25 protein-coding genes and 1 riboswitch are annotated in these 25,168 nt (G+C 72.8%); of the genes, 12 read left to right on the top strand and 13 right to left on the bottom strand.

The genetic code is table 11. The features are described from left to right. Positions 1 to 84 precede the first annotated feature (84 nt). Positions 85 to 702, top strand: coding sequence for a DUF4126 domain-containing protein (locus tag ACIOWN_RS02315; protein WP_362349274.1), 618 nt, complete (start codon positions 85 to 87; stop codon positions 700 to 702). An 88-nt stretch (positions 703 to 790) separates the two neighbouring features. Beyond that, entirely contained in the window at positions 791 to 2,287 is a 1,497-nt protein-coding gene (locus tag ACIOWN_RS02310; RefSeq protein WP_401979878.1) for a phytoene desaturase family protein, read from the top strand. Between the two features lie 12 nt (positions 2,288 to 2,299). On the opposite strand, the gene ACIOWN_RS02305 is transcribed toward ACIOWN_RS02310, so the two are convergent. The 5 genes from ACIOWN_RS02305 to ACIOWN_RS02285 form a co-directional block, all read right to left on the bottom strand. Continuing rightward, positions 2,300 to 3,322, bottom strand: coding sequence for a hypothetical protein (locus ACIOWN_RS02305; RefSeq protein ID WP_401979875.1), 1,023 nt, complete (start codon positions 3,320 to 3,322; stop codon positions 2,300 to 2,302). Between the two features lie 56 nt (positions 3,323 to 3,378). Next, the gene (gene metF / locus ACIOWN_RS02300; RefSeq protein WP_362349269.1) at positions 3,379 to 4,302 is read right to left on the bottom strand and encodes a methylenetetrahydrofolate reductase [NAD(P)H]; all 924 of its coding nucleotides are present in this window, start codon (positions 4,300 to 4,302) and stop codon (positions 3,379 to 3,381) included. Positions 4,303 to 4,478: 176 nt separating this feature from the next. Beyond that, positions 4,479 to 5,150, bottom strand: a complete 672-nt coding sequence (gene thiE / locus ACIOWN_RS02295) for a thiamine phosphate synthase (protein ID WP_401979872.1) — start codon at positions 5,148 to 5,150, stop codon at positions 4,479 to 4,481. Positions 5,151 to 5,292: 142 nt separating this feature from the next. Next, a complete protein-coding gene (locus ACIOWN_RS02290; RefSeq protein ID WP_362349266.1) occupies positions 5,293 to 5,658 on the bottom strand; it encodes an Rv2175c family DNA-binding protein in 366 nt (121 codons plus the stop codon). A 66-nt stretch (positions 5,659 to 5,724) separates the two neighbouring features. Then, positions 5,725 to 6,954, bottom strand: a complete 1,230-nt coding sequence (locus ACIOWN_RS02285) for an FAD-dependent oxidoreductase (protein ID WP_362349264.1) — start codon at positions 6,952 to 6,954, stop codon at positions 5,725 to 5,727. 170 nt (positions 6,955 to 7,124) lie between these two features. Further along, a riboswitch (TPP riboswitch) is annotated at positions 7,125 to 7,236 on the top strand. On the opposite strand from ACIOWN_RS02285, the gene thiO reads away from it, so the two are divergent. The 5 genes from thiO (at position 7,234) to ACIOWN_RS02260 (ending at position 12,399) form a co-directional block, all read left to right on the top strand. Further along, positions 7,234 to 8,400, top strand: a complete 1,167-nt coding sequence (thiO, locus tag ACIOWN_RS02280; RefSeq protein ID WP_362349263.1) for a glycine oxidase ThiO — start codon at positions 7,234 to 7,236, stop codon at positions 8,398 to 8,400. (Overlaps the previous riboswitch by 3 nt.) Beyond that, on the top strand, positions 8,397 to 8,597 hold the full coding sequence (gene thiS, locus ACIOWN_RS02275) for a sulfur carrier protein ThiS (protein WP_362349261.1): 201 nt from the start codon (positions 8,397 to 8,399) through the stop codon (positions 8,595 to 8,597). The genes thiO and thiS overlap by 4 nt, the downstream gene beginning before the upstream one ends. Before the next feature lie 3 nt (positions 8,598 to 8,600). Then, positions 8,601 to 9,395: a thiazole synthase gene (locus tag ACIOWN_RS02270; protein WP_362349259.1), complete on the top strand. Its 795-nt coding sequence runs from the start codon at positions 8,601 to 8,603 to the stop codon at positions 9,393 to 9,395. A gap of 112 nt (positions 9,396 to 9,507) precedes the next feature. Continuing rightward, positions 9,508 to 11,460, top strand: a complete 1,953-nt coding sequence (gene pknB, locus ACIOWN_RS02265; RefSeq protein WP_362349258.1) for a Stk1 family PASTA domain-containing Ser/Thr kinase — start codon at positions 9,508 to 9,510, stop codon at positions 11,458 to 11,460. Between the two features lie 48 nt (positions 11,461 to 11,508). Continuing rightward, positions 11,509 to 12,399 carry a deoxyribonuclease IV gene (locus ACIOWN_RS02260; RefSeq protein ID WP_362349256.1) on the top strand — a complete coding sequence of 297 codons (891 nt, stop codon included), beginning with the start codon at positions 11,509 to 11,511 and terminating at the stop codon, positions 12,397 to 12,399. Between the two features lie 39 nt (positions 12,400 to 12,438). Here ACIOWN_RS02260 and ACIOWN_RS02255 read toward each other — a convergent pair whose 3' ends face one another. After that, positions 12,439 to 13,095, bottom strand: coding sequence for a sulfite oxidase-like oxidoreductase (locus ACIOWN_RS02255; protein ID WP_362349254.1), 657 nt, complete (start codon positions 13,093 to 13,095; stop codon positions 12,439 to 12,441). 153 nt (positions 13,096 to 13,248) lie between these two features. On the opposite strand from ACIOWN_RS02255, the gene bfr reads away from it, so the two are divergent. After that, the gene (gene bfr / locus ACIOWN_RS02250) at positions 13,249 to 13,767 is read left to right on the top strand and encodes a bacterioferritin (RefSeq protein WP_362349252.1); all 519 of its coding nucleotides are present in this window, start codon (positions 13,249 to 13,251) and stop codon (positions 13,765 to 13,767) included. Between the two features lie 24 nt (positions 13,768 to 13,791). Here the strand turns inward: bfr and ACIOWN_RS02245 are convergent, their stop codons facing one another. From ACIOWN_RS02245 to ACIOWN_RS02235, 3 genes are all read right to left on the bottom strand, one after another. Beyond that, positions 13,792 to 14,052, bottom strand: a complete 261-nt coding sequence (locus ACIOWN_RS02245) for a bacterioferritin-associated ferredoxin (protein WP_100572356.1) — start codon at positions 14,050 to 14,052, stop codon at positions 13,792 to 13,794. Between the two features lie 164 nt (positions 14,053 to 14,216). Then, on the bottom strand, positions 14,217 to 15,569 hold the full coding sequence (locus tag ACIOWN_RS02240; RefSeq protein WP_362349250.1) for a class II 3-deoxy-7-phosphoheptulonate synthase: 1,353 nt from the start codon (positions 15,567 to 15,569) through the stop codon (positions 14,217 to 14,219). 96 nt (positions 15,570 to 15,665) lie between these two features. Beyond that, positions 15,666 to 16,814, bottom strand: a complete 1,149-nt coding sequence (locus tag ACIOWN_RS02235; RefSeq protein ID WP_401979865.1) for a glycoside hydrolase domain-containing protein — start codon at positions 16,812 to 16,814, stop codon at positions 15,666 to 15,668. Positions 16,815 to 16,893: 79 nt separating this feature from the next. On the opposite strand from ACIOWN_RS02235, the gene ACIOWN_RS02230 reads away from it, so the two are divergent. Both ACIOWN_RS02230 and ACIOWN_RS02225 read left to right on the top strand, forming a co-directional pair. Next, complete coding sequence (locus ACIOWN_RS02230; RefSeq protein ID WP_401979862.1) at positions 16,894 to 17,154, top strand: trp operon leader peptide; 261 nt, start codon at positions 16,894 to 16,896, stop codon at positions 17,152 to 17,154. 110 nt (positions 17,155 to 17,264) lie between these two features. Continuing rightward, positions 17,265 to 19,181 (top strand): anthranilate synthase family protein, encoded by a 1,917-nt coding sequence (locus ACIOWN_RS02225; RefSeq protein WP_401979860.1) that lies wholly within the window; start codon positions 17,265 to 17,267, stop codon positions 19,179 to 19,181. Positions 19,182 to 19,265: 84 nt separating this feature from the next. On the opposite strand, the gene ACIOWN_RS02220 is transcribed toward ACIOWN_RS02225, so the two are convergent. The 4 genes from ACIOWN_RS02220 to ACIOWN_RS02205 all read right to left on the bottom strand — a co-directional run bounded on the left by ACIOWN_RS02220 (position 19,266) and on the right by ACIOWN_RS02205 (position 23,379). After that, positions 19,266 to 20,294: a 6-phosphofructokinase gene (locus tag ACIOWN_RS02220; RefSeq protein WP_362349243.1), complete on the bottom strand. Its 1,029-nt coding sequence runs from the start codon at positions 20,292 to 20,294 to the stop codon at positions 19,266 to 19,268. A 164-nt stretch (positions 20,295 to 20,458) separates the two neighbouring features. After that, complete coding sequence (locus tag ACIOWN_RS02215; protein ID WP_362349241.1) at positions 20,459 to 21,136, bottom strand: response regulator transcription factor; 678 nt, start codon at positions 21,134 to 21,136, stop codon at positions 20,459 to 20,461. Continuing rightward, positions 21,133 to 22,449 carry a MacS family sensor histidine kinase gene (gene macS, locus ACIOWN_RS02210; protein ID WP_362349239.1) on the bottom strand — a complete coding sequence of 439 codons (1,317 nt, stop codon included), beginning with the start codon at positions 22,447 to 22,449 and terminating at the stop codon, positions 21,133 to 21,135. Before macS ends, ACIOWN_RS02215 begins: the two co-directional genes overlap by 4 nt. Positions 22,450 to 22,473: 24 nt before the next feature. Then, positions 22,474 to 23,379, bottom strand: coding sequence for a lysophospholipid acyltransferase family protein (locus ACIOWN_RS02205; protein ID WP_401980232.1), 906 nt, complete (start codon positions 23,377 to 23,379; stop codon positions 22,474 to 22,476). A gap of 147 nt (positions 23,380 to 23,526) precedes the next feature. Between ACIOWN_RS02205 and ACIOWN_RS02200 the strand changes: the two genes are divergently transcribed. Further along, a complete protein-coding gene (locus tag ACIOWN_RS02200; RefSeq protein WP_401979856.1) occupies positions 23,527 to 24,306 on the top strand; it encodes an alpha/beta hydrolase in 780 nt (259 codons plus the stop codon). Then, positions 24,299 to 25,141 (top strand): hypothetical protein, encoded by an 843-nt coding sequence (locus ACIOWN_RS02195; protein WP_401979854.1) that lies wholly within the window; start codon positions 24,299 to 24,301, stop codon positions 25,139 to 25,141. The genes ACIOWN_RS02200 and ACIOWN_RS02195 overlap by 8 nt, the downstream gene beginning before the upstream one ends. Positions 25,142 to 25,168 lie beyond the last annotated feature (27 nt).

The following is a 25,168-nucleotide window of genomic DNA, read 5'->3' as shown; positions in this document are numbered from 1 at the left end:
TCATCTCGCTTGCTGAGTACGGATACTCAGTCCCGCGTGCCCGCCCCCGGGACCCCGCGCGGCCCGCTGGCTACGATCGCCTCCGTGTCCGTACTCCCCCTGGTGTTCACAAGCGGCTGGGCCAGCGGCATCAACGCGTACGCGGTGGTGCTGCTGCTCGGCGTGTTCGGTGCGACCGGACTGAGCGACGACGTCCCCGGTACCCTGCAGCGGCCTGAGGTGCTGATCGCGGCGGCCGTGCTGTTCGTGCTGGAGGCGGTCGCCGACAAGATCCCCTACGTGGACTCGGTGTGGGACACGGCGCACACCGTGATCCGGCCGGTCGCCGGCGCCTGGGTCGGCGCGCTGCTCGCGGGGCAGAGCGGCTCGCTGTCGGACGTCACCGCGGGCCTGGTCGGCGGCGGTACGGCACTGGCCAGCCACTTGGTGAAGGCCGGGACGCGCATGGCGGTCAACACCTCGCCCGAGCCAGTGAGCAACATGGTCGTGAGCCTGGCCGAGGACCTCGGCGTGGCCGGACTCGTCACCTTCGCGATCTTCCATCCGCTGGCCGCGGCGGTCATCGCGGGCGTCCTGCTGCTCGCCGGGATCGTGATCGTCGCCTTCCTGATCTCCCGGATCCGGCGCTTCCTGCGCCGCAGGGCCCAGCGGCGGGAGGAGAAACGCCGGCTCGCGGCCGGGGCGGGGTCCCCGCCGGGCTGAGCGTGCCCGCGCCCTCACACATCTGGGAATCCGCTGGTCAGCGCCCCCGAGACCGGGATTGTCGGTGGCGGTCGATAAAGTCGCGCACATGGCACGGATTGCGGTGATCGGCGCCGGGATGGGCGCGATGGCGGCCGCCGCCCGGCTGGCCGTCGCGGGCCACCGGGTGGCGGTGTACGAGCGTACGGACACGTACGGCGGCGCGCTGCGCCGGTTCGAGCGGGACGGCTTCGCCTTCGACACCGGCCCCGGGCTGCTTCCGCTGCCCGCGGTCCACCGCGATCTGTTCGTCAAGACCGGCAAGGAGCCGCTGGAGGACCGCGTCGAGCTGGTCCAGGTGGACCCGTCCGCACGGCACGTCTTCGCGGACGGCACCGCGGTGTCCCTGCCGAACGTCTCGCGCGCGGGCGTCGTCGCCGCTCTGGACGAAGCCCTCGGCAAGGGCGCCGGACAGCGCTGGGGCGACTTCCTGGTGCGGGCCCGCGAGGCCTGGGACCGCGCCCGCCGCCCGCTCCTGGAGGAGCCGCTGTGGCCCAACTGGCAGGTGCTGGCCGAGCGCGAGCCCTACCCGGCGGTGCCGCACAAGCGCCTGCTGCGCACCCGCCGGGCCGGCACGCTCGCCGAGGTGGGTGCCTGGGAGCTGCGCGACCCGCGGCTCGCCGCCCTCCTGGAGAGCCACGCGCTCGCGTACGGCCTCGATCCGCGGACCGCTCCGGCGAGCGCGGCCGTACTGCCGTACCTGGACCACGCCTTCGGCACCTGGTACGTGCGCGGCGGCCTGCGCGAGCTGGCGCGCGCGGTGTACGAGCGGTGCCTGGCCCGGCGGGTCGAGTTCACCTTCGGCGCCGAGGTCCGGGGAATCGTCGACAAGGACGGCCGGGCGGCCGGCGTCGAACTCGCCGACGGGACCGTGGCCGAGGCGGAGTTCGTGGTCGCCGGTGTGCCGCCCCGGGTGCTGGACGGCATGGTCCGGGGCACGGCCCTGCGCGGTGCGGGCGAGGTCCCGCCGCAGCCCGGGGCGCCCAGCAGACTGACCGTGCTGCTGGCCCTGCGCGGCGGCCGTCCGGAGGGGACGGCCCACCGGACCGTGGTGCACACCGAGGACCGCGCGGCCGAACTCGACGGGCTGTTCGGCACGGCCCCCGGGCTGCCCGAGCGGCCCACCGTCTCGGTGTCGCGTCCCGGCGATCCGGCGCTGGTCCCGGACCCGGACCACGAGGCGGTGACGCTCACGGCGACGGTCCCCGCGTCAGCCTCGGCGGACCTCCGGGCGCAGGCCGACCGGATGATCGCCGTCGCCTCGCGGGCGATACCCGGTCTCCGCGACCGCCTGCTCTGGCACGAGGTGCGCACCCCGGCCGACATCGCCCGGGTGACGGGCGCGGAGGGCGGGGCCGTCCCCGCACCGGCGCTCGCGGCCGCCCAGGGGCGCCTGCTGCACCCGGCGAACACCACGGGGCTCGCGGGCCTGTTCACCGTGGGCGGCTGGTCGCATCCCGGGGGCGGGCTGCCGCACGCCGGGATGTCGGGGGCGCTGGTGGCCGGACTGATCGTGGAGGGACCGGAGTTCCGCGGCTCCCAGTGAGCCGGGGAGCGTTCAGAAACGGTACTGCTCGTCGTAGCCCGTGCCGTGCTGTGGCTGCCCCTGGTTGCCGTCCTGGTACGGGTAGGCCTGCTGCTCCGGCGGGAGTTCGCCGCCGTAGGGCTCGTCGGTGCGCTGCTGCGGGACCCAGACCCCGCCGGCCGGGGTCTCGGCGCCGTAGCCGGCGTAGGCGTCCTGGGTGCCGTAGGCCTGCTGGCCGTACCCCTGCTGGGCATAGCCGGTGTCGTAGGAGCCGTCGTAGGTCTGGGTGCCGGCGTACGGGTCCGAGTAGGCGGCGTACTGCTGCTGGCCGGAGGCGTCGTAGCCGTAGCCCTGCTGCCCGTAGCCGGAGTAGTCGTACGCGTGGCTCTGGTCGGCGCCCTGGGCCGCGGTGGCGTACTGGTCCTGGGTCTGGCCGGGACCCGGGTAGGGCGACTGCGTGCCGCCCTGGTGGGCCGAGCCGTCGTAGACGCCGTAGGAACCGGTCTCCTCGGGCAGGGGCTGCGGCTCGTACACGGCGGTGGCGTCGGCGGCCGCGGGCTCGGAGACGGGGGTCCCCTCACTCGGGAGCGGCTGGGAGTGGAGGGCGGCGGGGGTGAAGACGTCGTCGTGGTCGTCGTCGCCGTGGCCGTAGGGCTGCCCCTCGTAGCCGGGCAGGGCCCGCATGGTGCCGGTGGCGCCGTCGGACACCTCGGGGCCGGACACCTCGGGGCCGGAGGCCTCCGGGGCCGGGTCCTGGTACTCGGCCTTGCCGCGGCGGCGCGGCTTGCCGCCCTCGGCCTCGGGGCGGTTGACCGCCCAGCCCTCCGCGAAGCCGCGCCGGAAGGACAGCGTCACGTAGGTCTGGCCGACCGCGAAGGCGGCCGCACCGGCACCGATCACGATGACGGAGGGGATCAGGACCCCGAGGACGACACCGAGGAAGCCGCCGAAGGCCAGCAGCCGCCAGCGCAACCGTGCCTTGTACTGCAGCAGCACCTCGCCCAGCAGCCACAGCGCGACGATGCCGAACGCGATGTAGAGGACCGTCCAGCCCATGTACGCCCCTCTCCCAGTGGCCGCTACGCAGTGTGTCGTACGCGGGTGCGGCCGGTCTAGGTCCGCGGCCTGTGGTGCAGACCCAGGTTCTCGTAGATTTCCAGCGTCGCCGTGGAGTTGTTGAGCGTGATGAAGTGCAGCCCGGGCACTCCCTCGGCCCGCAGTCGGGCACAGAACTCGGTGGCGAACTCGATCCCAAGGGAGCGTACCGCCGCCGGATCGTCCGCCGCCGCGCGGATCCGGTCTTTGAGGTCGTCCGGGATGGCGGCGTTGCTGAGTTGGGGCAGACGCTCGAGCATCTTCACGCTCGTGACCGGCATGATCTCGGGAATGACGGGTGTAGCGCAACCGGCGGCTGCGACGCGGTCGCGCAGGCGGAGGTACGACTCCGGCTCGAAGAACATCTGCGTGATCGCGTAGTCGGCGCCCGCCCGGCACTTGTCGACGAAGTGCGCGACGTCGGTGTCCCAGTCGGCGGAGCGCGGGTGCATCTCGGGGAAGGCCGCCACGCCGACGCAGAAGTCGCCCGACTCCTTGATGAGCCGGACGAGTTCGGCGGCGTAGGTCAGTCCGCGGGGGTGCGGTACCCAGTCGGCCATCGGGTCGCCGGGCGGGTCGCCGCGCACGGCGAGCATGTTGCGGATCCCGGCGTCGGCGTACTGGCCGATGATGTTGCGCAGCTCGGCGACGGAGTGGTTGACGGCGGTGAGGTGCGCCACCGGGGTGAGCGTCGTGTCGGACACGATCTGCTCGGTCGCCTTGACCGTGCCCGCGCGGGTGGAGCCGCCGGCACCGTACGTCACCGAGACGAAGTCGGGGGCGACGGCCTCGACCCTGCGCAGCGCGTTCCACAGGTTGCGCTCGCCCTTCGCCGTCTTCGGCGCCCAGAACTCGAAGGAGTAGGTGCTCTTGCCTGTGGCGAGCATGTCACGCACGGTGCGTGCGCGATCAGTCCTGGTGGATGCGGTTCCGAGGGCCATACCGGCAGGCTATCCAGGGCACGGCGGTCTCCCAACCGAGCGCTGGAAATTTGTCTGGATTGTCGGCTTCTTGTCCGCCCTTCGGACAGCGGGGCCGGAAATGAGCGGGTCGGACCCGGCCGGCTGTCCGAAAAGTGAGACGCCGGGGCGGCCGGTCTTCCGGCCGTGCCGCGCCCCTACCTCGCCTGCCGCAGCCGCTCGGCGAACTCGGCCGCCGCCGCTCCGGGGTCGTCGGCCTCGGTGATCGCCCGGACCACGACGACGCGGCGGGCGCCGGCCTCCAGGACCTGGTCCAGGTTGCCGAGGTCGATGCCGCCGATGGCGAACCAGGGCCGGTCGGTGCCCAGCGACGCGGTGTACCGGACGAGGCCGAGGCCGGGGGCGGGGCGGCCCGGCTTGGTGGGCGTGGGCCAGCAGGGTCCGGTGCAGAAGTAGTCCACGCCGTCCTGCACGGCCGCGGCGGCGGCCTCGTCCTCGGCGTGCGTGGACCGGCCGATCAGGACGCCGTCGCCGAGGATGGCGCGGGCGGCCGGCACCGGAAGGTCCCCCTGCCCCAGGTGCAGCACATCGGCGCGGGCCGCGTGGGCGACGTCCGCCCGGTCGTTGACCGCGAGCAGCTTCCCGTGCCGAGCGCACGCGTCGGCGAACACCTCCAGCAGGCGCAGCTCCTCCCCCGCCTCGATGCCCTTGTCCCGCAACTGCACGACGTCGACGCCCGCCGCCAGCACCGCGTCGAGGAACCCGGCCAGGTCCCCCTGCCGCCTGCGAGCGTCCGTGCACAGGTACAGGCGCGCGGCACCGAGCCGACCACGGGCGTCGGCTGCGGCAACGGCAGCGGTCTCAGGCATACGCGGGTCCCCCCGGCTCGTCGGTTCCGTGGCTCGGCCGGCCACTCGGACGGACCCTATCCGCCCCTCCCGGCCGGCCGGTGCGGCCACCGCCCGCCCGGCCGCCGGGGCCGCGGCCGGGGGGCGTGGAGGAGTGGCCGGGTCAGACGGCGAGGGCCTGGGCGCGGCGCTTCACCTCTGTGCCACGGTTCTCACTCAGGGCCTGGGCGGGGGTGCCCGGCAGGGTCGGGTCGGGGGTGAACAGCCATTCGATCATCTCTTCGACCGTGAAGCCGTCGTCCCTCAGGAGCGTCAGGGTGCCGGACAGGCCCTTGACGACCTTGTCGCCGTCGATGAAGGCGGCGGGGACGTGCAGCGCGCGGTTCTCACCACGGCGTACGGCGATGAGCTGGCCCTCCTTGACCAACTGCCGCACACGTGTCACCTCGACGCCGAGCTGTTCGGCGATGTCGGGAAGGGTGAGCCAGTCAGGGACGAGAGCGTCGATCTTCGTGTCAATCTCGGTCACGGACACAAGCGTGCCATCTGCCACTGACACTCGGAAGCCAGGCCCGTCCACCCGGGGACGTGTGCCTCACGCGGTCGCCGCCTTCAGGGGCTTCGCCGGGTCCGCCAGCAGCCGCGGATCCATGGGCGTGCCGGACTCGATCAGCCGCCGCCCCTGCGCCAGATCCCGCGGCCGGCCGACGGCCAGGAGGGCGACGAGCCGGCCCTCGCGGAGCCAGCAGACGGTCCACGCCGGTCCGGTGCGATCGCCGCGCCAGACGACGGCGTCGGCCGACGTGTGGTGTCCCGCGTACTGGACGAAGCGCCCGAACTGCTCGGACCAGAAGTACGGCACCGGGTCGTAGACCACGGGGGTGAGGCCGACGATGTCGGCCGCGACCGTGCGCGGACCCTGGAGCGCGTTGTCCCAGTGGTGGATCAGCAGGCGCTCGCCGTACCGTCCCGAGGGGAAGGAGGCGCAGTCGCCCACCGCGTACACGTCCGGCACGGAGGTGCGCAGATGGTCGTCCGCCAGGACGTCCCCGTGCGGGCCCAGCGCGATGCCGGAGCCGGCCAGCCAGTCCGTGGCGGGGCGCGCGCCGATGCCGACCACGACGGCGCCCGCGGGCAGCCGGGAGCCGTCGTCGAGGACGACCGCTCCGGGTTCGACGCGCTCCACGCGCGCGTGGGTGCGCAGTTCGGTGCCGCTGTCGGCGTACCAGGCGGTCATCGGCTCGGCCACCTCTGCGGGCAGCGCCCCGGCGAGCGGGCGGTCCGCGGCCTCCACGACGGTCACGGCGCAGCCCGCCTCGCGCGCGGCGGTGGCGAACTCGGCGCCGATCCAGCCCGCGCCCACGACCACGATGTCGTGCTGCTCGGTGAGCACCGGCCGCAGCCGTTCGGCGTCGTCCAGGGTGCGCAGCAGGTGGACGCCCTGCACGCCCTCCGTGCCGGGCAGCCGGATCGGTTCGGCGCCGGTGGCCAGGACGAGGACGTCGTACGGCACCGGTCCGGCCGAGGTCTCCAGCACGCGGGCGCCGGGCCGCACGGCCAGTGCCTCGCAGCCGAGCCGCAGTTCGAGGCCGAGCGCCTCGAAGTCGATGTCGAAGGCGGAGCCCTCGGCCTTGCCCAGCAGGACGGCCTTGGACAGCGGCGGCCGGTCGTAGGGCTGGTGGGGTTCGGCGCCGATCAGTGTCACGGTGCCGGTGAAGCCCTGCTCGCGCAGGGCGACCGCGGTCTGCACACCGGCCATGCCGGCGCCCGCGACGACCACGCGCCGCGGCCCCGATGTGCCCTGTTCCTGCGTCTGGTCGCTCACCTGATCACCATAATTCAACTGACGCGGCGTCAGTCAGGGGCGTGCGGGGTGACCCGCTCCACAACCTGCCCCCAGCCTCTTCCCCCATGCCCGCCCGCCGCACGGCCGCCCCTCGTACGCGGGAGGCTCACCTACCGGGGCGGTGTTCCGCGGGCTAGGGTGGCGACCGTACAAGCACTCGCGGGAGCCCGGACGCACCGGGCTGAGAGGGAGGCTGGCGGCCTCCGACCGTACGAACCTGATCCGGGTCATGCCGGCGAAGGGAGGGGCTGGACGCCCATGTCGTTGCCACGTACGTCCGACGTCCTCGTCGTGGGGGGCGGAATCATCGGCCTCGTGACGGCCTGGCGCTCGGCGCAGCGCGGGTTCGCCACGGCCGTGGTGGACCCCGAGCCGGGCGGCGGGGCCGCACAGGTGGCCGCCGGGATGCTGGCCGCCGTCACCGAACTGCACTACGGCGAGCAGACGTTGCTCGCACTGAACCTGGCCTCCGCCCGCCGCTACCCGGACTTCGCGGCCGAGCTGACCGAGCTGACCGGCCACGACCTCGGCTACCGCCGCTGCGGCACCCTCGCCGTCGCGCTGGACGCCGACGACCGCGCCCACCTGCGGGAACTGCACGACCTTCAGCGCCGCTCGGGCCTGGAGTCCGAGTGGCTGTCGGGGCGGGACTGCCGCCGCCTCGAACCGATGCTCGCGCCGGGCGTGCGCGGCGGGCTGCGGGTGGACGGCGACCACCAGATCGATCCGCGGCGGCTCGCCCGCGCCCTGGTCGCGGCCTGCGAGCGGGCGGGCGTGGTCTTCCACCGCGGCTGGGCAGAGCGGCTCACCGTGGCCCGGGGCCGGGCAACGGGCTGTGTGCTGCGGGACGGCACCGCGCCGGCCGCGGAGCGGGTGGTCCTCGCCGCGGGCAGCCTCAGCGGACGGCTCGCGGGCGTTCCGGACGAGGTGCTGCCGCCGGTGCGGCCGGTGAAGGGGCAGGTGCTTCGGCTGACGGTGCCGAAGCGGTACGCGCCGTTCCTGAGCCGCACCGTGCGGGCCGTGGTGCGCGGCAGCCAGGTCTACCTGGTGCCCCGGCTCGACGGCGAGCTGGTCGTCGGGGCCACGAACGAGGAGCTGGGCTGGGACACGACGGTGACGGCGGGCGGCGTGTACGAGCTGCTGCGCGACGCCCACGAGCTGGTGCCGGGGATCACCGAGCTGCCGCTCACGGAGACCCGGGCGGGTCTGCGGCCCGGCTCCCCCGACAACGCGCCGCTGCTCGGCCCGACCGGCCTCGACGGCCTGCTGCTCGCCACCGGCCACTACCGCAACGGCGTACTGCTCACGCCGGTCACCGGTGACGCCATGGCGCACGTCCTGACCACCGGCGAGCTGCCGGACGAGGTCCGCCCCTTCTCCCCCAGGCGCTTTTACGCCGCGGCACTCACGGAGCAGCCCGCATGAACATCTCCGTCAACGGTGAGCCCCGCCGGGTAGCGCCCGGCACGTCACTCGGCACCGTCGTGCAGGCACTGAGCGCGGCGCCCTCCGGAGTGGCCGCCGCCCTCAACGAGACCGTCGTCCCGCGCGCGCGGTGGTCGTCCACGGCCCTGGCCGAGGGCGACCGCGTCGAAGTGCTGACCGCCGTCCAGGGAGGCTGAGCCATGGCCGACGACCCCTTCGTCCTCGGTGGTACGCCCTTCACCTCCCGGCTGATCATGGGTACCGGCGGCGCGACCGGCCTGGAGGTCCTGAAGCGGGCGCTCGTGGCCTCCGGAACGGAGCTGACCACGGTCGCGATGCGTCGGGTGGATCCCTCCGTGCACGGCTCGGTCCTGTCGGTGCTGGAGTCGCTCGGGATCCGGGTGCTGCCCAACACCGCGGGCTGCTTCACCGCGGGCGAGGCGGTCCTCACCGCCCGGCTGGCGCGGGAGGCGCTCGGCACGGACCTCGTCAAGCTGGAGGTCATCGCCGACGAGCGCACACTGCTGCCGGACCCGATCGAGCTGCTGGACGCGGCGGAGACACTGGTCGACGACGGGTTCACGGTCCTGCCGTACACGAACGACGATCCGGTGCTCGCGCGCAAGCTGGAGGACGTGGGCTGCGCCGCGATCATGCCGCTCGGCTCGCCCATCGGGTCCGGGCTCGGCATCCGCAACCCGCACAACTTCCAGCTGATCGTGGAGCACGCGCGCGTGCCGGTGATCCTGGACGCCGGGGCGGGTACGGCCTCGGACGTGGCCCTGGCCATGGAGCTGGGGTGTGCCGGGGTGATGCTCGCCTCCGCGGTGACACGGGCGCAGGAGCCGGTGATGATGGCCGCGGCGATGCGGTCCGCCGTGGAGGCGGGGCGGCTGGCACGGCTGGCCGGACGGATCCCCGAACGGCACTTCGCCCGGGCGTCGTCCCCGACGGAGGGCATGGCCGATCTGGACCCGGAGCGGCCCGCGTTCTAGCCGGTCAGCTCCCTCGCACGGGTGCGTTCACCGCGTCACAGGTCGGCTTCAGTCCCGCCGCGACACTGTCCGCGATCCGTGTGTGTCCGTGACGGCTCGTAGACTCGCCTGCGTGGATACGACCCTTCAGGACCCTCTCGTCGGGCAGGTGCTCGACGGCCGCTATCGCGTCGACGCACGGATCGCCGTCGGCGGGATGGCCACGGTCTACCGGGCCCTGGACACCCGACTCGACCGGGTCCTCGCGCTCAAGGTGATGCACCCGACGCTCGCGGCCGACGGCTCGTTCGTGGAGCGGTTCATCCGGGAGGCCAAGTCGGTCGCGCGGCTGGCCCACCCGAACGTGGTACAGGTCTTCGACCAGGGCACGGACGGGACGTACGTGTACCTCGCCATGGAGTACGTGGCCGGCTGCACCCTGCGCGACGTGCTGCGCGAGCGCGGGGCGCTCCAGCCGCGCGCGGCGCTGGACATCCTGGAGCCGGTGCTCGCCGCGCTGGGGGCCGCGCACCGGGCCGGGTTCGTCCACCGCGACATGAAGCCGGAGAACGTCCTGATGGGGGACGACGGCCGGGTCAAGGTCGCCGACTTCGGGCTGGTGCGGTCCGTGGACACGGTGACGAACACCACCGGTGCCGTCCTCGGCACCGTCTCCTACCTGGCGCCGGAGCAGATCGAGCGCGGCACCGCCGACCCCCGGGTCGACGTGTACGCGTGCGGCGTCGTGCTGTACGAGATGCTGACCGGCGGCAAGCCGCATCAGGGCGAGTCCCCCGCCCAGGTGCTGTACCAGCACCTCCACGAGGACGTGCCGGCCCCGTCGGCCGCCGTGCCGGGACTCCCCCTCGAACTGGACGAACTGGTCGCGGAGGCCACCGCGCGCACCCCGGACATCCGGCCGCACGACGCGGTCGCGCTGCTCGCGCGGGTCCGCGAGGCGCGGACCGCGCTCAGCCCGGACCAGCTGGACGCCCTGCCGCCGCAGGCCCTCACCGCGGAGCACGACAACGCCGAGGACCGTACGAGCGTCATCCCGCGCGCGCTGACGGCGCGGATCCTCGGCGGGGACGGTGGGAACGACGGAGACGGCGCACGCTCCGCGGCCGCCCTCAACCGCACCAGCCGGCTCCAGGCGCCCCCGCCCCCACCGCAGCCGTCCGGCGTGCGGCGCCCCGGGCCGCCACGGCGCACCCTGCTCACGGTGGTCGCCGCCGTCCTGCTGGTCCTCGGGGTCGGCGGGGGCGTGTGGTACATCAACTCCGGCCAGTTCACGAAGGTCCCGCCGCTGCTGGCGAAGACCGAGGCGCAGGCCAGGGAGCAACTCAAGGAGTCCGGTCTCGGCGTCGACCGGGTCGAGCACGCCTACAGCGACACGGTCCGGCGGGGCACGGTCATCAGCACCGACCCGCGGGCGGGCGCCAGGATCCGCAGCCACGGTTCGGTGACGCTCACGGTCTCCGACGGTCCGGAGACCGTACGGGTGCCCGATCTGAAGGGCCACCGGCTGGACGAGGCGCGGGCCCTGCTGAAGCAGGACGGCCTGGAGCCCGGCATGGTGAGCCGGGAGTTCAGCGACGACGTTCCCCGTGACGTGGTGATCAGCACGGATCCCGGGGCGGGCACCGACCGGCACGCGGGCTCGGCGATCGCGCTCACCGTCAGCAAGGGCCGCGCGGTGGACGTCCCGGACGTCACCGGCGAGGACCTGGACGAGGCACAGTCCGACCTGCGGGACGCCGGTCTGAAGGTGCGGATCTCCACCGAGCAGGTCACCTCCGAGTTCGACAAGGGCCGGGTCGCCCGGCAGAGCCCGGCGGGCGACAGCGAGGCCGCCGAGGGCGACACGGTCACGCTGACGCTGTCCAAGGGCCCGGAGATGGTGCAGGTGCCGGACGTGACCGGCAACAGTGTCGGCGACGCGAAGAACACGCTGCAGAAGGCCGGCTTCCAGGTGCGGGAGGACCGCGGGCTGCTCGGACTGTTCGGCGACACCGTCAAGAAGCAGTCGGTGAAGGGCGGCGACCGGGCGCCGAAGGGCTCGACGATAACGATCACCATCCGCTGACGGCGGCCCGGCGGCCGCGGGCCGCCGGGCGCGTGACACCCTGAACGGGTGAGCAGTCAGCGGTCCCGTCCCCTCCCCGGCCCCCTCCGCAACCCGATCGGCGGCCATGTGCCCGTCGCCGGCGGGCTGCACTCCGTGGGCATGTCCTACGCCCGTGACCTCGGCGCGGAGACCGTGCAGGTCTTCGTCGCCAATCCGCGGGGCTGGGCCACGCCCGCGGGCGATCCGCGGCAGGACGAGCGCTTCCGCGCGGCCTGCGCCGAGCAGTCGGTACCGGCGTACGTCCACGCCCCGTACCTGATCAACTTCGGCTCCCACACCGAGGCGACCGTGGAGCGGTCGGTGGAGTCGCTGCGGCACTCGCTGCGGCGCGGCCGGGAGATCGGCGCGCTGGGTGTCGTCGTGCACACCGGGAGCGCGACCGGCGGCCGGGACCGGTCGGTCGCACTGAAGCAGGTGCGGGAGCACGTGCTGCCGCTGCTCGACGAGCTGACCCACGACGACGACCCGTACCTGCTCCTGGAGTCCACCGCTGGCCAGGGCGCCTCGCTGTGCTCGCGCACCTGGGACTTCGGGCCGTACTTCGAGGCGCTGGACGCCCATCCGAGGCTGGGCGTGTGCCTGGACACCTGCCACATCTTCGCCGCCGGGCACGACCTGACCGGCCCGGACGGCATGCACCGAACGCTGGACCTGCTGGTGGAGACGGTCGGCGAGGGCCGGCTGAGGCTGATCCACGCCAACGACTCCAAGGACGTGGCCGGCGCGCACAAGGACCGGCACGAGAACATCGGCGCAGGCCACATCGGCGAGGACCCCTTCCGCGCCCTGATGACCCACCCCGCCACCGAGGGCGTCCCGCTGGTCATCGAGACCCCGGGCGGCAAGGAGGGCCACACGGCGGACGTGGAGCGCCTGAAGCGGCTCAGGGACGCCTGACGGACACGGTGAGGGCGTGAGCGGCCGGCAGCACGGGCGTCACAGTTCCGGTCCGTCCCCCGGTTCCTCCTGGTAGGAGTAGCGCTGTTCCTTCCAGGGGTCGCCGAGGTTGTGGTAGCCGCGCTCCTCCCAGAAGCCGCGGCGGTCGGCGGTCATGTACTCCACGCCGCGGACCCACTTGGGGCCCTTCCAGGCGTACAGGTGGGGGACGATCAGGCGGAGCGGGAAGCCGTGCTCGGCGGTGAGCAGTTCGCCGTCCTTGTGGGTGGCGAACAGGGTGCGCTCCGAGGTGAAGTCGGACAGGCGCAGGTTGGAGCTGAACCCGTACTCCGCCCACACCATCACATGGGTGACGTTCGCCGCGGGCGGGGCGATGTCCAGGACGGTGCGCGCGGGGATGCCGCCCCACTCGGCGCCGGTCATGCTGTACTTCGTGACGCAGTGCAGGTCGGCCACCACGGTGGTGTACGGCAGGGCCGTGAACTCCTCGTGGGACCAGCAGTGCTTCTCACCGTCGGCGGTGGCGCCGAAGACCCGGAAGTCCCAGCGTTCGGGACGGAACTTGGGCACGGGTCCGTAGTGCGTGACCGGCCAGCCGCGCTGGAGTCGCTGTCCCGGCGGGAGTTCCGGCTGTGCCGCTCCCGTCGGCACTGCTCCAGACGCGTCTCCTGACGCGCGTTCCACCGGCTGACCCATGACTCCATCCTGACAGACCGGAGAGGGTGCACATGACCAGCCGAGGGGCAATTGGGGCAACTCGCACTAAGTATGGACTTACTGGACGACTGTGTGCGCCGGTGCAATCATGCGCGAGATCGGCCCAGAGACGTCCGGAAGGAGCCCGCCGCCATGCAAGGCGACCCCGAGGTGATCGAACTGCTCAACGAGCAGCTGACCGCGGAGCTCACCGCGATCAACCAGTACTTCCTGCACTCCAAGCTCCAGGACCACAAGGGCTGGACGAAGCTCGCCAAGTACACCCGTGACGAGTCGTTCGACGAGATGCGGCACGCGGAGCTCCTGACCGACCGCATCCTGCTGCTTGACGGCCTGCCGAACTACCAGCGGCTCTTCCACGTCCAGGTCGGGCAGACGGTGACCGAGATGTTCCGCGCCGACCGGCAGATCGAGGTCGAGGCCATCGACCGGCTGCGCCGGGGCGTGGAGCTGATGCGCGACAAGGACGACATCACGTCGGCGAACATCTTCGAGGCGATCCTCGCCGACGAGGAGCATCACATCGACTACCTGGACACCCAGCTGGAGCTGGTCGACAAGCTGGGTGAGGCGCTCTACCTCTCGACCGTCGTCGAGCAGAGCCAGCCGGACCCGTCGGGCCCCGGCACGCACAGCTTCGCCGGCCACTGAGGCGTCCGCCGGACGCCCGGCCCACTAGGCGGCGTCGCCCAGCTCCTCGGGACCGGCGCCGGACGTGCGGCCCGTGAGCGGCGCGAGCGCCGGGCCGCCCTGGTCGATCAGTTCCCGGCGCGGGCAGGCGCCCCGGCCGAGCAGCGCCTGGATGCGGCGCACGCAGCCGCCGCAGTCGGTGCCCGCCTTGCAGACGGAGGCGATCTTGCGCGGAGTGCAGGCGCCGTTGTCCGCGTGCTGCTTGACCTGCTGCTCGGTGATACCGAAGCAACTGCACACGTACACGCGGTTCACCTCCCGCCGGGATCGGTTCAGTGGTGCCGTCCCGAATCTCGGTGAGGCAAACCTAACCTTACTCACCGCATGAATGCCGGAAAAGTGGGAGGGGCGCGGATTTCGTGTGATCCGCGCCCCACTTCACGTGCTCGCGCCCGCGACGGGCGGGTGCCTCACTGGTCCCGGTACATCTCCGCGACCAGGAACGCCAGGTCCAGGGACTGGCTGCGGTTCAGACGCGGGTCGCAGGCGGTCTCGTAGCGCTGGTGCAGGTCGTCGACGAAGATCTCGTCGCCGCCGCCGACGCACTCGGTGACGTCGTCGCCGGTCAGCTCCACATGGATGCCGCCGGGGTGCGTGCCGAGCCCCTTGTGCACCTCGAAGAAGCCCTTGACCTCGTCGAGCACGTCGTCGAAGCGGCGGGTCTTGTGACCGGAGGCCGCCTCGAAGGTGTTGCCGTGCATCGGGTCGGTCACCCAGGCCACCACCGCGCCCGAGGCCGTGACCTTCTCCACCAGCTCCGGGAGCCGGTCACGAATCTTGTCGGCGCCCATGCGGACGATGAACGTCAGCCGGCCCGGCTCCCGCCCGGGGTCGAGGCGGTCGATGTACCGCAGCGCCTCCTCGGGTGTGGTCGTCGGGCCGAGCTTGATGCCGATCGGGTTGCGGATGCGCGAGGCGAACTCGATGTGCGCGTGGTCCAGCTGCCGGGTGCGCTCGCCGATCCAGACCATGTGCCCGGAGACGTCGTACAGCTGCCCGGTGCGCGAGTCGACGCGGGTCAGCGCCGACTCGTAGTCGAGCAGCAGCGCCTCGTGCGAGGAGAAGAACTCGACGGTCTTGAACTCCTCCGGGTCCGTGCCGCAGGCCCGCATGAAGTTCAGCGCGTTGTCGATCTCGCGCGCGAGCTGCTCGTAGCGCTGGCCGGACGGGGAGGACTTCACGAAGTCCTGGTTCCAGGCGTGCACCTGGCGCAGGTCGGCGTAGCCGCCGGTGGTGAAGGCGCGCACCAGGTTCAGCGTGGAGGCGGACGTGTGGTACATCCGCTTCAGGCGCTCGGGGTCCGGGATGCGGGCGGCCTCGGTGAACTCGAAGCCGTTGACCGAGTCGCCGCGGTAGGTCGGCAGGGTCACGCCGTCGCGGGTCTCGGTCGGCTTGGAGCGCGGCTTGGAGTACTGGCCGGCGATCCGTCCGACCTTGACCACCGGCACCGAGGCGGCGTACGTCAGCACGGCGCCCATCTGGAGCAGGGTCTTGAGCTTGTTGCGGATGTGGTCGGCGGACACCGCGTCGAACGCCTCGGCGCAGTCGCCGCCCTGGAGGAGGAACGCCTCTCCCTTGGCGACGGCCGCCATCCGGGCGCGCAGCTGGTCGCACTCGCCCGCGAAGACGAGCGGCGGATACGACTCGAGGTCCGCGATCACTGCGCGCAGAGCCTCGGGGTCGGGGTACTCGGGCTGCTGCGCCGCGGGCAGGTCTCGCCAGGTGTTGCCAGCGCTCGCGCTGGTCTTAGCGTTCACGGTCACCCCACCAAGATTACGGGGTCGCCCCTCGGGTCCCCTCCTGCGTTCAGCCAATGAGACGGACGGCGCCCGGTCGCGAATGTCCCTCGCCGGGGTTGCTCAGACGCCGGCGCCGACGTCGAGCTGGTCGCGGTCGATGTTGATGGTCACCGCTCCGTACGTCTCGGTCCTGTTGCCCGCGTACTGGTGGATGCGCTGGTGACCGGCCCACAGGCCGGCCGGAACGGCGGTGTGGACGGTGGTGTTCTCGTTGTTCCAGTGCGCGAAGTGGATCACGTCGGGCAGGGTGACCTTGCCGGCGTTGCCGACCAGGTCGGCGACCAGGGACGAGACGCTGCCGTAGGCGCCGGAGCGGTAGCCCAGTTCGTGCAGCCGCTCGGTCCAGGCCTCCAGGTAGCCGAGCACGCGGGCGGTGAGGGCGCCGCCCGGTTTGTACTGCTCCAGGTCGTTGTAGAGCACCGACCCCTCGGCGAAGCCGAGCGCCGTCGCCTGGGCGACGGCGTCCTCCGCGGCCTCCCTGCCCTGCGGCGCGGGATCGTTGATCGACGCGCAGGAGTTCTGGCAGCTCCCGGCGCCGGAGCTGGGCTGCGGGCCGACGTAGAGCGGGAAGAAGCGCCACCCGTCCGCGTACTGCGCCTGCACCCACTCGGCGGTCAGCTTCGCCTGGGCGCAGGCGCGGTTGACCCCGCCGATGTAGACGCCGACGGCTCCGTAGGGCGAGTTGCCCCTCCAGGCGTTCATGGCCGTCCGGCTCGGCGCGGTGCAGGTGTCGAAGCCCCTGCCCTGATACGCGGTCGCGTCGGCGGGCACGGCGCGCGCGGACGGTGCCTGGTCGTGTTCCCCGGCGACGGCGGCGGCGACGGGAAGTCCGGCGCTGCGCAGTACCCGCTGGATCTCCGCGCGGTTCTCGCCGTACGGGGCGGTGACGGAGATTCCCTCGTTGGTGGCGGTCGCCCGGTAGACGCGGGACGTGCGGTCCTCGGTCACCGAGGCCTTCGTCGCCGGCGCGGGCTGCACCCACAGGACCTCGGTGCGCCCGACGGCCCGGGCCGGGCAGTCCTGCTGCTCGCCGGGGGTGCCGAGATAGACGGCGTGCCGGTCGAAGCGGACGCAGGCGGTCGGCTCCTGGTCGAGGTCGACGACGGGCCAGCCGGCCGGGACGGTGAAGGTGTGGCCGCGGTAGCTGACGGTCTTCGTCGCGTCGTCGGCGGCCGGCCGGGCGGCGGCCGGGGCACCGGCGGCGAGCACCGCGCAGGCGCTCAGCGCGGTCAGCGCACGTTTCAGGCGGGAACGAAACCGGGCCGGGTGGGGTGATCGTGGGGCGGGAATGGCGTCCTCCTCGGACGGGCACGGGCGGCGCGCGGCGGACGCCGGGCACGCTCGGCACACGGTCGACGCGGACCCTCTTTCCACCCCGCGCGGCCGCCGGAAACCGGCCTGTGCTGCGTACGGGCGACACGGCGGCCGGGGACCGTCGCGGGCCGGACAGGGCCACGCGACGGGCCGATGCGGTAGGGTGCCGGGCATGTTCGCGCACTCGACCCAGAACCAGAACTGGTGGTGGACCGCTTCTCCGGCGGCCCGCTGACTGCGCGTATCCCACACTTCGCGAAGGCCGCCCGAGGGGCGGCCTTCGGCGTTCGTGGCGTCCTGGCCGTTCCTCACCGACATCGATCGACATCGACGGAAGAGGAACCCATGGACCTGGCACGGCTGCTGCACGACCCCCGCCCCTTCGCCCTGCTGCGCCGCCGTACCCCCGGGCACGACCACGACCTGGTCGAGGTGCTGCTCGGCCCGGTGACCGCTCGCGACCGTCTGGCCGACCTGCCCGACGAGGGCCTGGCGCTCGTACCGTTCCGGCAGATCCGCGAGCGCGGCTTCGACGTCCGCGACGACGGCACCCCGCTGCTGGTGCTGACGCCCGAGGAGTCGGGCACGGTGCCGCTCGCCGAGGCCCTGGCGCAGCTCCCCGCGCACCGGGTGCGCGTCGAGAGCGGCGGCTTCGACGTCGGCGACGAGGAGTACGCGGAGATCGTCGGGCGGGTGCTGCGCGAGGAGATCGGCGCGGGCGAGGGCGCGAACTTCGTGATCCGGCGGACGTACGAGGGGCGAATCCCGGGCTTCGGGCGGGCCGACGCGCTGGCGTTGTTCCGGCGGCTCCTGGAGGGCGAGAGGGGGGCGTACTGGACGTTCGTCGTGCACACCGGGGACCGGACGCTGGTCGGCGCCAGCCCCGAGGTGCACGTGCGCATGTCCGGCGGGACGGTCGTGATGAACCCGATCAGCGGAACGTACCGCTACCCGGCCGAGGGGCCGACGCCCGAGCACCTGCTCGGCTTCCTCGCCGACGGCAAGGAGATCGAGGAGCTGTCGATGGTCGTCGACGAGGAGCTCAAGATGATGTGCACCGTCGGCGACATGGGCGGGGTGGTCGTCGGACCGCGCCTGAAGGAGATGGCGCATCTGGCGCACACCGAGTACGAGTTGCGCGGCCGGTCCTCCCTTGACGTGCGTGAGGTGCTCAAGGAGACCATGTTCGCCGCGACCGTCACCGGGTCGCCGGTGCAGAACGCCTGCCGGGTCATCGAACGCCACGAGAGCGGGGGGCGCGGCTACTACGCCGGCGCGCTCGCCCTGCTCGGCCGCGACTGCGGCGGCGCGCAGACCCTGGACTCCCCCATCCTCATCCGCACCGCCGACATCGACGCCCGCGGCCGGCTGCGCGTACCGGTCGGCGCCACCCTCGTCCGCGGTTCGGACCCGGCGGGCGAGGTCGCCGAGACGCACGCGAAGGCGGCGGGCGTGCTGGCGGCGCTGGGCGTACGGCCCGGCCGGCCGCGCGCGGAACGGTCGGGGCCCCGGCTCGCCGACGACCCGCGGGTGCGGGCGGCCCTGGACGGTCGGCGCGCGCTGCTCGCGCCGTTCTGGCTGCGGATGCGCAGCGGGGGCGGCGCACCGCAGTCGGAGGCCGGGGGAGGCACACCGGGACTCGCCGGGCACACCCTGGTCGTGGACGGCGAGGACACGTTCACCGCGATGCTCGCGCACGTGCTGCGGTCGTCGGGGCTGACCGTCGAAGTCCGGCGCTACGACGAGCCCGGGCTGCGCGCGGCCGTGCTCGCGCACGAGGGACCGGTCGTCCTCGGCCCCGGGCCCGGCGATCCGTGCGACGCGGCCGACCCGAAGATGCGGCTGCTGCGGGCGCTGACCGCGGAGGTCCTCGCCACGCACCGGCACGGCGTTCTCGGGGTCTGCCTCGGGCACGAGCTGATCGCGGCCGAGCTGGGACTGGAGATCGTCCGCAAGGCGGTGCCCCACCAGGGCGCCCAGAGCCGGATCGACCTGTTCGGCCGGGCCGAGACCGTGGGCTTCTACAACAGCTATGTGGCGCACTGCGACGACGAGGCGCAAGCCGAGCTGTCGGCGCACGGGATCGAGGTGAGCCGGAGCGCGTCCGGTGAGGTGCACGCGTTGCGCTCCGCGCGGTTCGCGTCGGTGCAGTTCCACCCCGAGTCCGTGCTGACGCTGAACGGCCAGGCGATCGTCCACGCGCTGCTGGCCGGCCGGCCGCACGGCGCCGGCGCCCACGGCGAGCCGCGGCGCGTGCCGTAGCCGCGAACGCGCGCACCGGGGGCGCCGCCGGTCAGGTCGGCGGCGCCCCCGGTGCGGTCTGCGGACGGGGAGGCCGTGGCGGGGTCAGCCGAAGAAGACCCCGACCTCCTCGTACAGCTTCGGGTCGACCGTCTTCAGCTTCGCGGTGGCCTCCCCGATCGGCACTCGGACGATGTCGGTGCCGCGCAGGGCGACCATCTTGCCGAAGTCGCCGTCGCGGACGCAGTCGACGGCGTGCAGGCCGAACCGGGTGGCCAGCCAGCGGTCGAAGGCGCTGGGCGTGCCGCCGCGCTGGATGTGCCCGAGGACGGTGGTCCGTGCCTCCTTCCCGGTGCGTGCCTCGATCTCCTTGGCCAGCCACTCGCCGACACCGGACAGCCGTACGTGTCCGAAGGAGTCGCGCGAGCCGTCCTTCAGGACCATGTCGCCGTCCTTGGGCATGGCGCCCTCGGCGACGACGACGATCGGGGCGTACGACGCCTTGAAGCGGGAGGTGATCCAGGCGCACACCTGGTCGACGTCGAAGCGCTGTTCGGGGATGAGGATGACGTTCGCGCCGCCGGCGAGGCCGGAGTGCAGGGCGATCCAGCCGGCGTGACGGCCCATCACCTCGCAGACCAGGACCCGCATGTGGGACTCGGCGGTGGTGTGCAGCCGGTCGATCGCCTCGGTGGCGATGCCGACCGCGGTGTCGAAGCCGAAGGTGTAGTCGGTGGCCGACAGGTCGTTGTCGATGGTCTTGGGCACGCCCACGCAGGGCACGCCGTACTCGTCGCTCAGTCGCGCGGCGACGCCGAGGGTGTCCTCGCCGCCGATCGCGACGAGCGCCTCGACCTCCTGCTTGGCGAGGTTGTCCTTGATCCGCCGGATGCCGTCCTCCTGCTTGAGGGGGTTGGTCCGTGAGGAGCCGAGGATGGTGCCGCCCCGGGGCAGGATGCCGCGCACCGCGGGGATGTCGAGACGGATGGCGTCGTTCTCGAGGGGGCCGCGCCAGCCGTCCCGGAAGCCGACGAAGTCATAGCCGTACTCCTGCACGCCCTTGCGGACGATGCCCCGGATGACGGCGTTGAGCCCGGGGCAGTCGCCGCCTCCGGTCAGTACTCCGACCCGCATGGAAAAGTCCCTTCGCCGCGGTTGCCTGGTGAAGGTCACGCTAATGGTGACGCACGTCACTTCGGCATGGGGTGGAGAGTCAATTCCACTGAATTGTCGGGCAGTTGATCACGGAGAAACCACTCGAAAGGGGTATGGCCGCACGTATGCGAGTTGACGCGCCCCTACTCGCCGTCGAGTCCGCGTTCGATGGCGTACCGCACCAGCTCCACCCGGTTGTGCAACTGGAGCTTGCCCAGGGTGTTCTGGACGTGGTTCTGGACCGTGCGGTGGGAGATCACCAGACGCTCGGCGATCTGCTTGTAGCTCAGGCCCTTGGCGACCAGGCGCAGCACCTCGGTCTCGCGGTCGGTGAGCCGGGGCGCATTCGGCTCACCGGCGTCCGCGGCGGGCACGGGCTCGGCGGCCAGGCGCCGGTACTCGCCGAGGACCAGACCCGCCAGGCCCGGGGTGAACACCGGGTCGCCGACGGCCGTGCGGCGCACCGCGTCCAGCAGCTCCTGCGTGGAGGCCGACTTCAGCAGATAGCCCGTGGCGCCCGACTTCACGGCCTCCAGCACATCGGCGTGCTCACCGCTCGCGGACAGCACCAGCACGCGCAACGCCGGGTCGGCGCCGACGAGTTCCTTGCAGACCTGGACCCCTGGCTTCGCGGGCAGGTTGAGGTCCAGGACGAGCACGTGGGGCGCGGCTGCCCTGGCACGGCGCACCGCCTGCTCGCCGTCGCCCGCGGTGGCGACCACCTCGAAGCCGGCCTCGGCCAGGTCGCGGGCCACGGCGTCGCGCCACATCGGGTGGTCGTCGACCACCATCACTCTGATCGGGCCCTGCTGCGCGCTCATCGGTTCTCCGCCTTCCCCCGTGTCCGGGACGCGCCCTTCGCGCCCCTCGTGCGCCCGGTGTCGTTCGCGGTGCCGGTGGTGTCCACGGCGCCCGCGTCCCTGGGCACGTTCAGTTCGACCTCGGTGCCCTGGCCGGGCACCGAGATCAGCTCGGCGGTACCGCCGATGTCGCGCAGCCGGCCCCGGATCGACAGGGCCACCCCGAGCCGGCCCTCGCCCTCGGCCTGGGCGAGCCGTCCCCGGGGGATGCCGGGACCGTCGTCCCGCACGGTCACGATCACCGACTCCGGCTCGTCCTCGACCAGGATCCAGGCCCGCGCGCCCTCGCCCGCGTGCCGGCGGACGTTGTCCAGCGCGGCCCCGACGGCGGCGGCCACCTCGCGGGCGGCGGTGGGCCGCAGCAGCACCGGGGCGCCCGGTTCGGCGAGGCTGACCCGGGCGCCGGCGTACGGGGCGAGCAGCGCGCGCAGGTCGACGGGCCCGTCGGGCTCGCCGGTCGTGTCCTCGTCGTCCTCGTCGACGGTCCGGACGACCGCGCCCCCAAAGGTGTCCCCGGCCGTGCCCCCCGACGCCCTCGGGAGCGGGACCAGCCCGCCGGAGACCAGGGTGCGCAGCGCCACCTCCTGCTCACCCGCCAGCCGGCCCAGTTCGGCGGCCTCGCCCCCGATGACCGCGCCGCGCCGCTGCACCATGGCCAGCACCTGGAGCACGCTGTCGTGGATGTCCCGGGCCAGACGCTCCCGCTCCCGGGTGACCGCCTCGATCTCCAGGGCACGGGCGAGGGTGCGCTCGGAGGCGCGGGCGACCTCGACGACGTAGCCGATGGCGATGGAGGCGACCCACACCAGGATCACGTTGTGCACGGTGTCGCGGGTCGGGGCGCCGCGCTCGACCAGGTTGGCGGCGGCGACCGCGGTGGAGGCGACGGCGGCCCAGCGCCAGCCGCCCTTGAGGGCGAAGGCGAGGACGGAGCCGGCGGTCCAGATCGACGGCAGGGTCGGGCCGCCGTCCACGATCCGCGCCTGGGCGTCGGCGACGGGGGTGAGGAGGATGCCGGTCAGCGCCAGGGTGAGGTCGGCGGCCAGGAAGCGCCTGGTGCAGCTCGCGGCGTTCGCGACCTTGGGCAGTGTGGCCACGGTCCACACGGACAGCACGCAGTAGTAGGCGATGGCGACTCCGGGGCGCGGAAACCGGTCGTAGCCGGTGGCGAACAGACCGACCGCGTAGAGCATGGTCAGCACCCGGTATCCGGCGAGCGCGCGCCACATCGGCTGCTCGACCGACATCCTCATCACGCGTTGCCGCTTCGGCATGTCCCCCCACCCCGGCGGTTCGCCCTACTCCGCCTGCTTCTCCTTCTCGACCTTCTCGACCTTCTCGACCTTCTCGTCCGTGTCCTTCTCGGCCTTCTCGGCCTTCTCGGCCCGCCCGAACGCCGCCTTCGCCGCCTCCTGGGCCTTGCCGGCCGCCTTCCCCGCGGCCTCCTGGGCCTTGCCGGCCGCCTGCTGGACCCTGTCGGCCGCGGTCCCGGCCGTTCGCCCCGCCGCCTTCTCCGCTTCCCTTTCGGCCTTGGCCGCCTCCGCGATCTGCCGCTTGGCCGCGGTCGCGTAGATGTCGACGTACTCCTGGCCGGAGAGCTTCATGATCTCGTACATGACCTCGTCCGTCACCGCCCGCAGCACGAAACGGTCGTGCGCGAGGCCCTGGTAGCGGCTGAAGTCCAGTGGCTTGCCGATGCGTATGCCCGGGCGCATCAGTTTGGGCACGACCTTCCCGGGCGGCTGGATCTTCTCCGTGTCGATCATGGCGACCGGAATGACGGGCGCTCCGGTGGCCAGGGCCACGCGGGCGAGTCCGCCCGGCTTGCCGCGGTAGAGGCGGCCGTCGGGCGAGCGGGTGCCCTCCGGGTAGATGCCGAACAGCTCGCCGCGCTCCAGCACCTCTATGCCGCTCCTGATCGCCGCCTCGCCCGCGCCGCGCGACCCTGAGCGGTCCACGGGGAGCTGGCCGACGCCCTTGAAGAACGCGGCCGTGAGCCGGCCCTTCACCCCGGGCGTGGTGAAGTACTCGGCCTTCGCGATGAAGGTGACCTTGCGGTGGAGCATCACCGGCAGGAAGAAGGAGTCCGAGAAGGACAGGTGATTGCTCGCCAGAATGGCGGGACCCTCGTCCGGGATGTTCTCCAGGCCTTCCACCCAGGGCCGGAAGGCGATCTTCAGCGGCCCCCCGATGGCGACCTTCATCGTGCCGTAGAACAACCGAGTGCCTTCCTGTGTGTGTCGATCAGACGATACCGCCGGGCCGCCTTCCGGGGGACCGACGGCCCTGGTCGGTGTCAGTACCGTCGCGTACGGTGAAGTACCTGCAATCGACGACCACAGGAGAGCCACGTGCCGGTGCTCCCCGGAGCCGAGCCGTTCCGCCACGAGGGCGGGGAGGTCGGTGTCCTCCTCTGCCACGGCTTCACCGGTTCCCCGCAGTCACTGCTGCCCTGGGGGCGGTACCTCGCCGAACGCGGCCTGACCGTCTCCGTGCCGCTGCTGCCCGGGCACGGCACCCGCTGGGAGGACATGCAGCTCACCGGCTGGCCGGACTGGTACGCGGAGGTGGACCGCGAGCTGCGGGTGCTGCGCGAGTCCTGCGCGCGCGTGTTCGTGGCCGGGCTGTCCATGGGCGGCGCGCTGGCGCTGCGGCTGGCCGCCCGGCACGGTGACGCGGTGGCGGGCGTGGCGGTCGTGAACCCGGCCCACAAGGTGCACGGCCTGTCCGCGTACGCCCTGCCGGTGGCCCGCCATCTCGTACGGACCACGAAGGGCATCGCGAGCGACATCGCGCTGGAGGGCGCCGCCGAGCTGGGGTACGACCGGGTGCCGCTGCACGCCGCGCACTCGCTCAGGAACTTCTTCCGGGTGCTCGACGGCGAGCTGCCGCAGGTCACCCAGCCGCTGCTGCTCCTGCGCAGCCCGCAGGACCATGTGGTGCCGCCGGTCGACTCGGCCCGGATTCTCGGCCGGATCTCCTCCACGGACGTCACGGAGGTCCTGCTGGAACACAGCTACCACGTCGCGACGTTGGATCACGATGCGGACCGGATCTTCGAGGAGAGCTACGCATTCATCGGCCGGCTCGCACCCAGTGTCGGCAAGGAAGGGACGACCGCAGGTGGCTGAGCACGACTCCGACCGCGAGAACCGCGACGGCCGCGAGCCGGCAGAGCCGGGCGAACCGGTCAGCCCGGCCGGCCCGGTCAGCCCGGCCGGCCCGGTCACACCGGCCGGACCAGTGGGACCGTCCGAACCCGCCGAAGCGGCCGAACCCGTCAGGCCGTCCGAACCCGTCGGGCCGTCCGAGCAGCGCGCCGAGCCCGGTGTGCCCGCCGGCAAGAAGGGCTCCGGCTTCGACGAGGACGCCGCCTGGGCGGCGATCGTCGCCGGGTACGGCGAGGAGCCGCCGGACCCGCCGGGCTCCAGGCCGTTCCGCCCCATCGAGGACCTGGCGTTGCCGCCGGACCCGACGACGGACGTCGAGAAGCCGTGGAAGGACCGGAAGGACGAGACCGGGAAGACCGGCAAGGACGCCAAGGGCGACGGGAACGACGCGGCCGGCGAGGACGGCGAGAGCGCGGAGGGCCCGTCCGCCCCCGCCGGGCGGCTGGGCAGCTCGGTCTCCTTCGCGCCCGGTGTAGGCAATCTCGGTGGAGGACCGCGCGACTACTCGCTCGCCGAACCGTCCGACGACGACTTCGACGTGAGCGACGAGGGACACTTCGTCCCGCCGGAGCCGCCCCCGCTGCCGTCCGCCGACGCGACCGCGAAGTTCGCCTGGCTCGCGGTGATCGGCGGTCCCGTCCTGCTCCTGCTGGCCGTCCTGTTCGGCTGGGACATGACGTGGTGGCTCGCCGTGCTCGGCATAGGCGGCTTCCTGGGCGGCTTCGCGACGCTGGTGACGCGCATGAAGACGGACGACGACGACAACGACGACCCGGGCCGCGGGGCGGTGGTCTGAGCCCGGGTCCCCACGACTCGGCCCGGC

Origin of the sequence: Streptomyces sp. NPDC087787 (genome assembly GCF_044743035.1) — a bacterium.
Lineage (GTDB): Bacteria > Actinomycetota > Actinomycetes > Streptomycetales > Streptomycetaceae > Streptomyces.
Note: the sequence above shows the minus strand (reverse complement) of the source record. Positions and strands in the feature narration are given on the sequence as shown.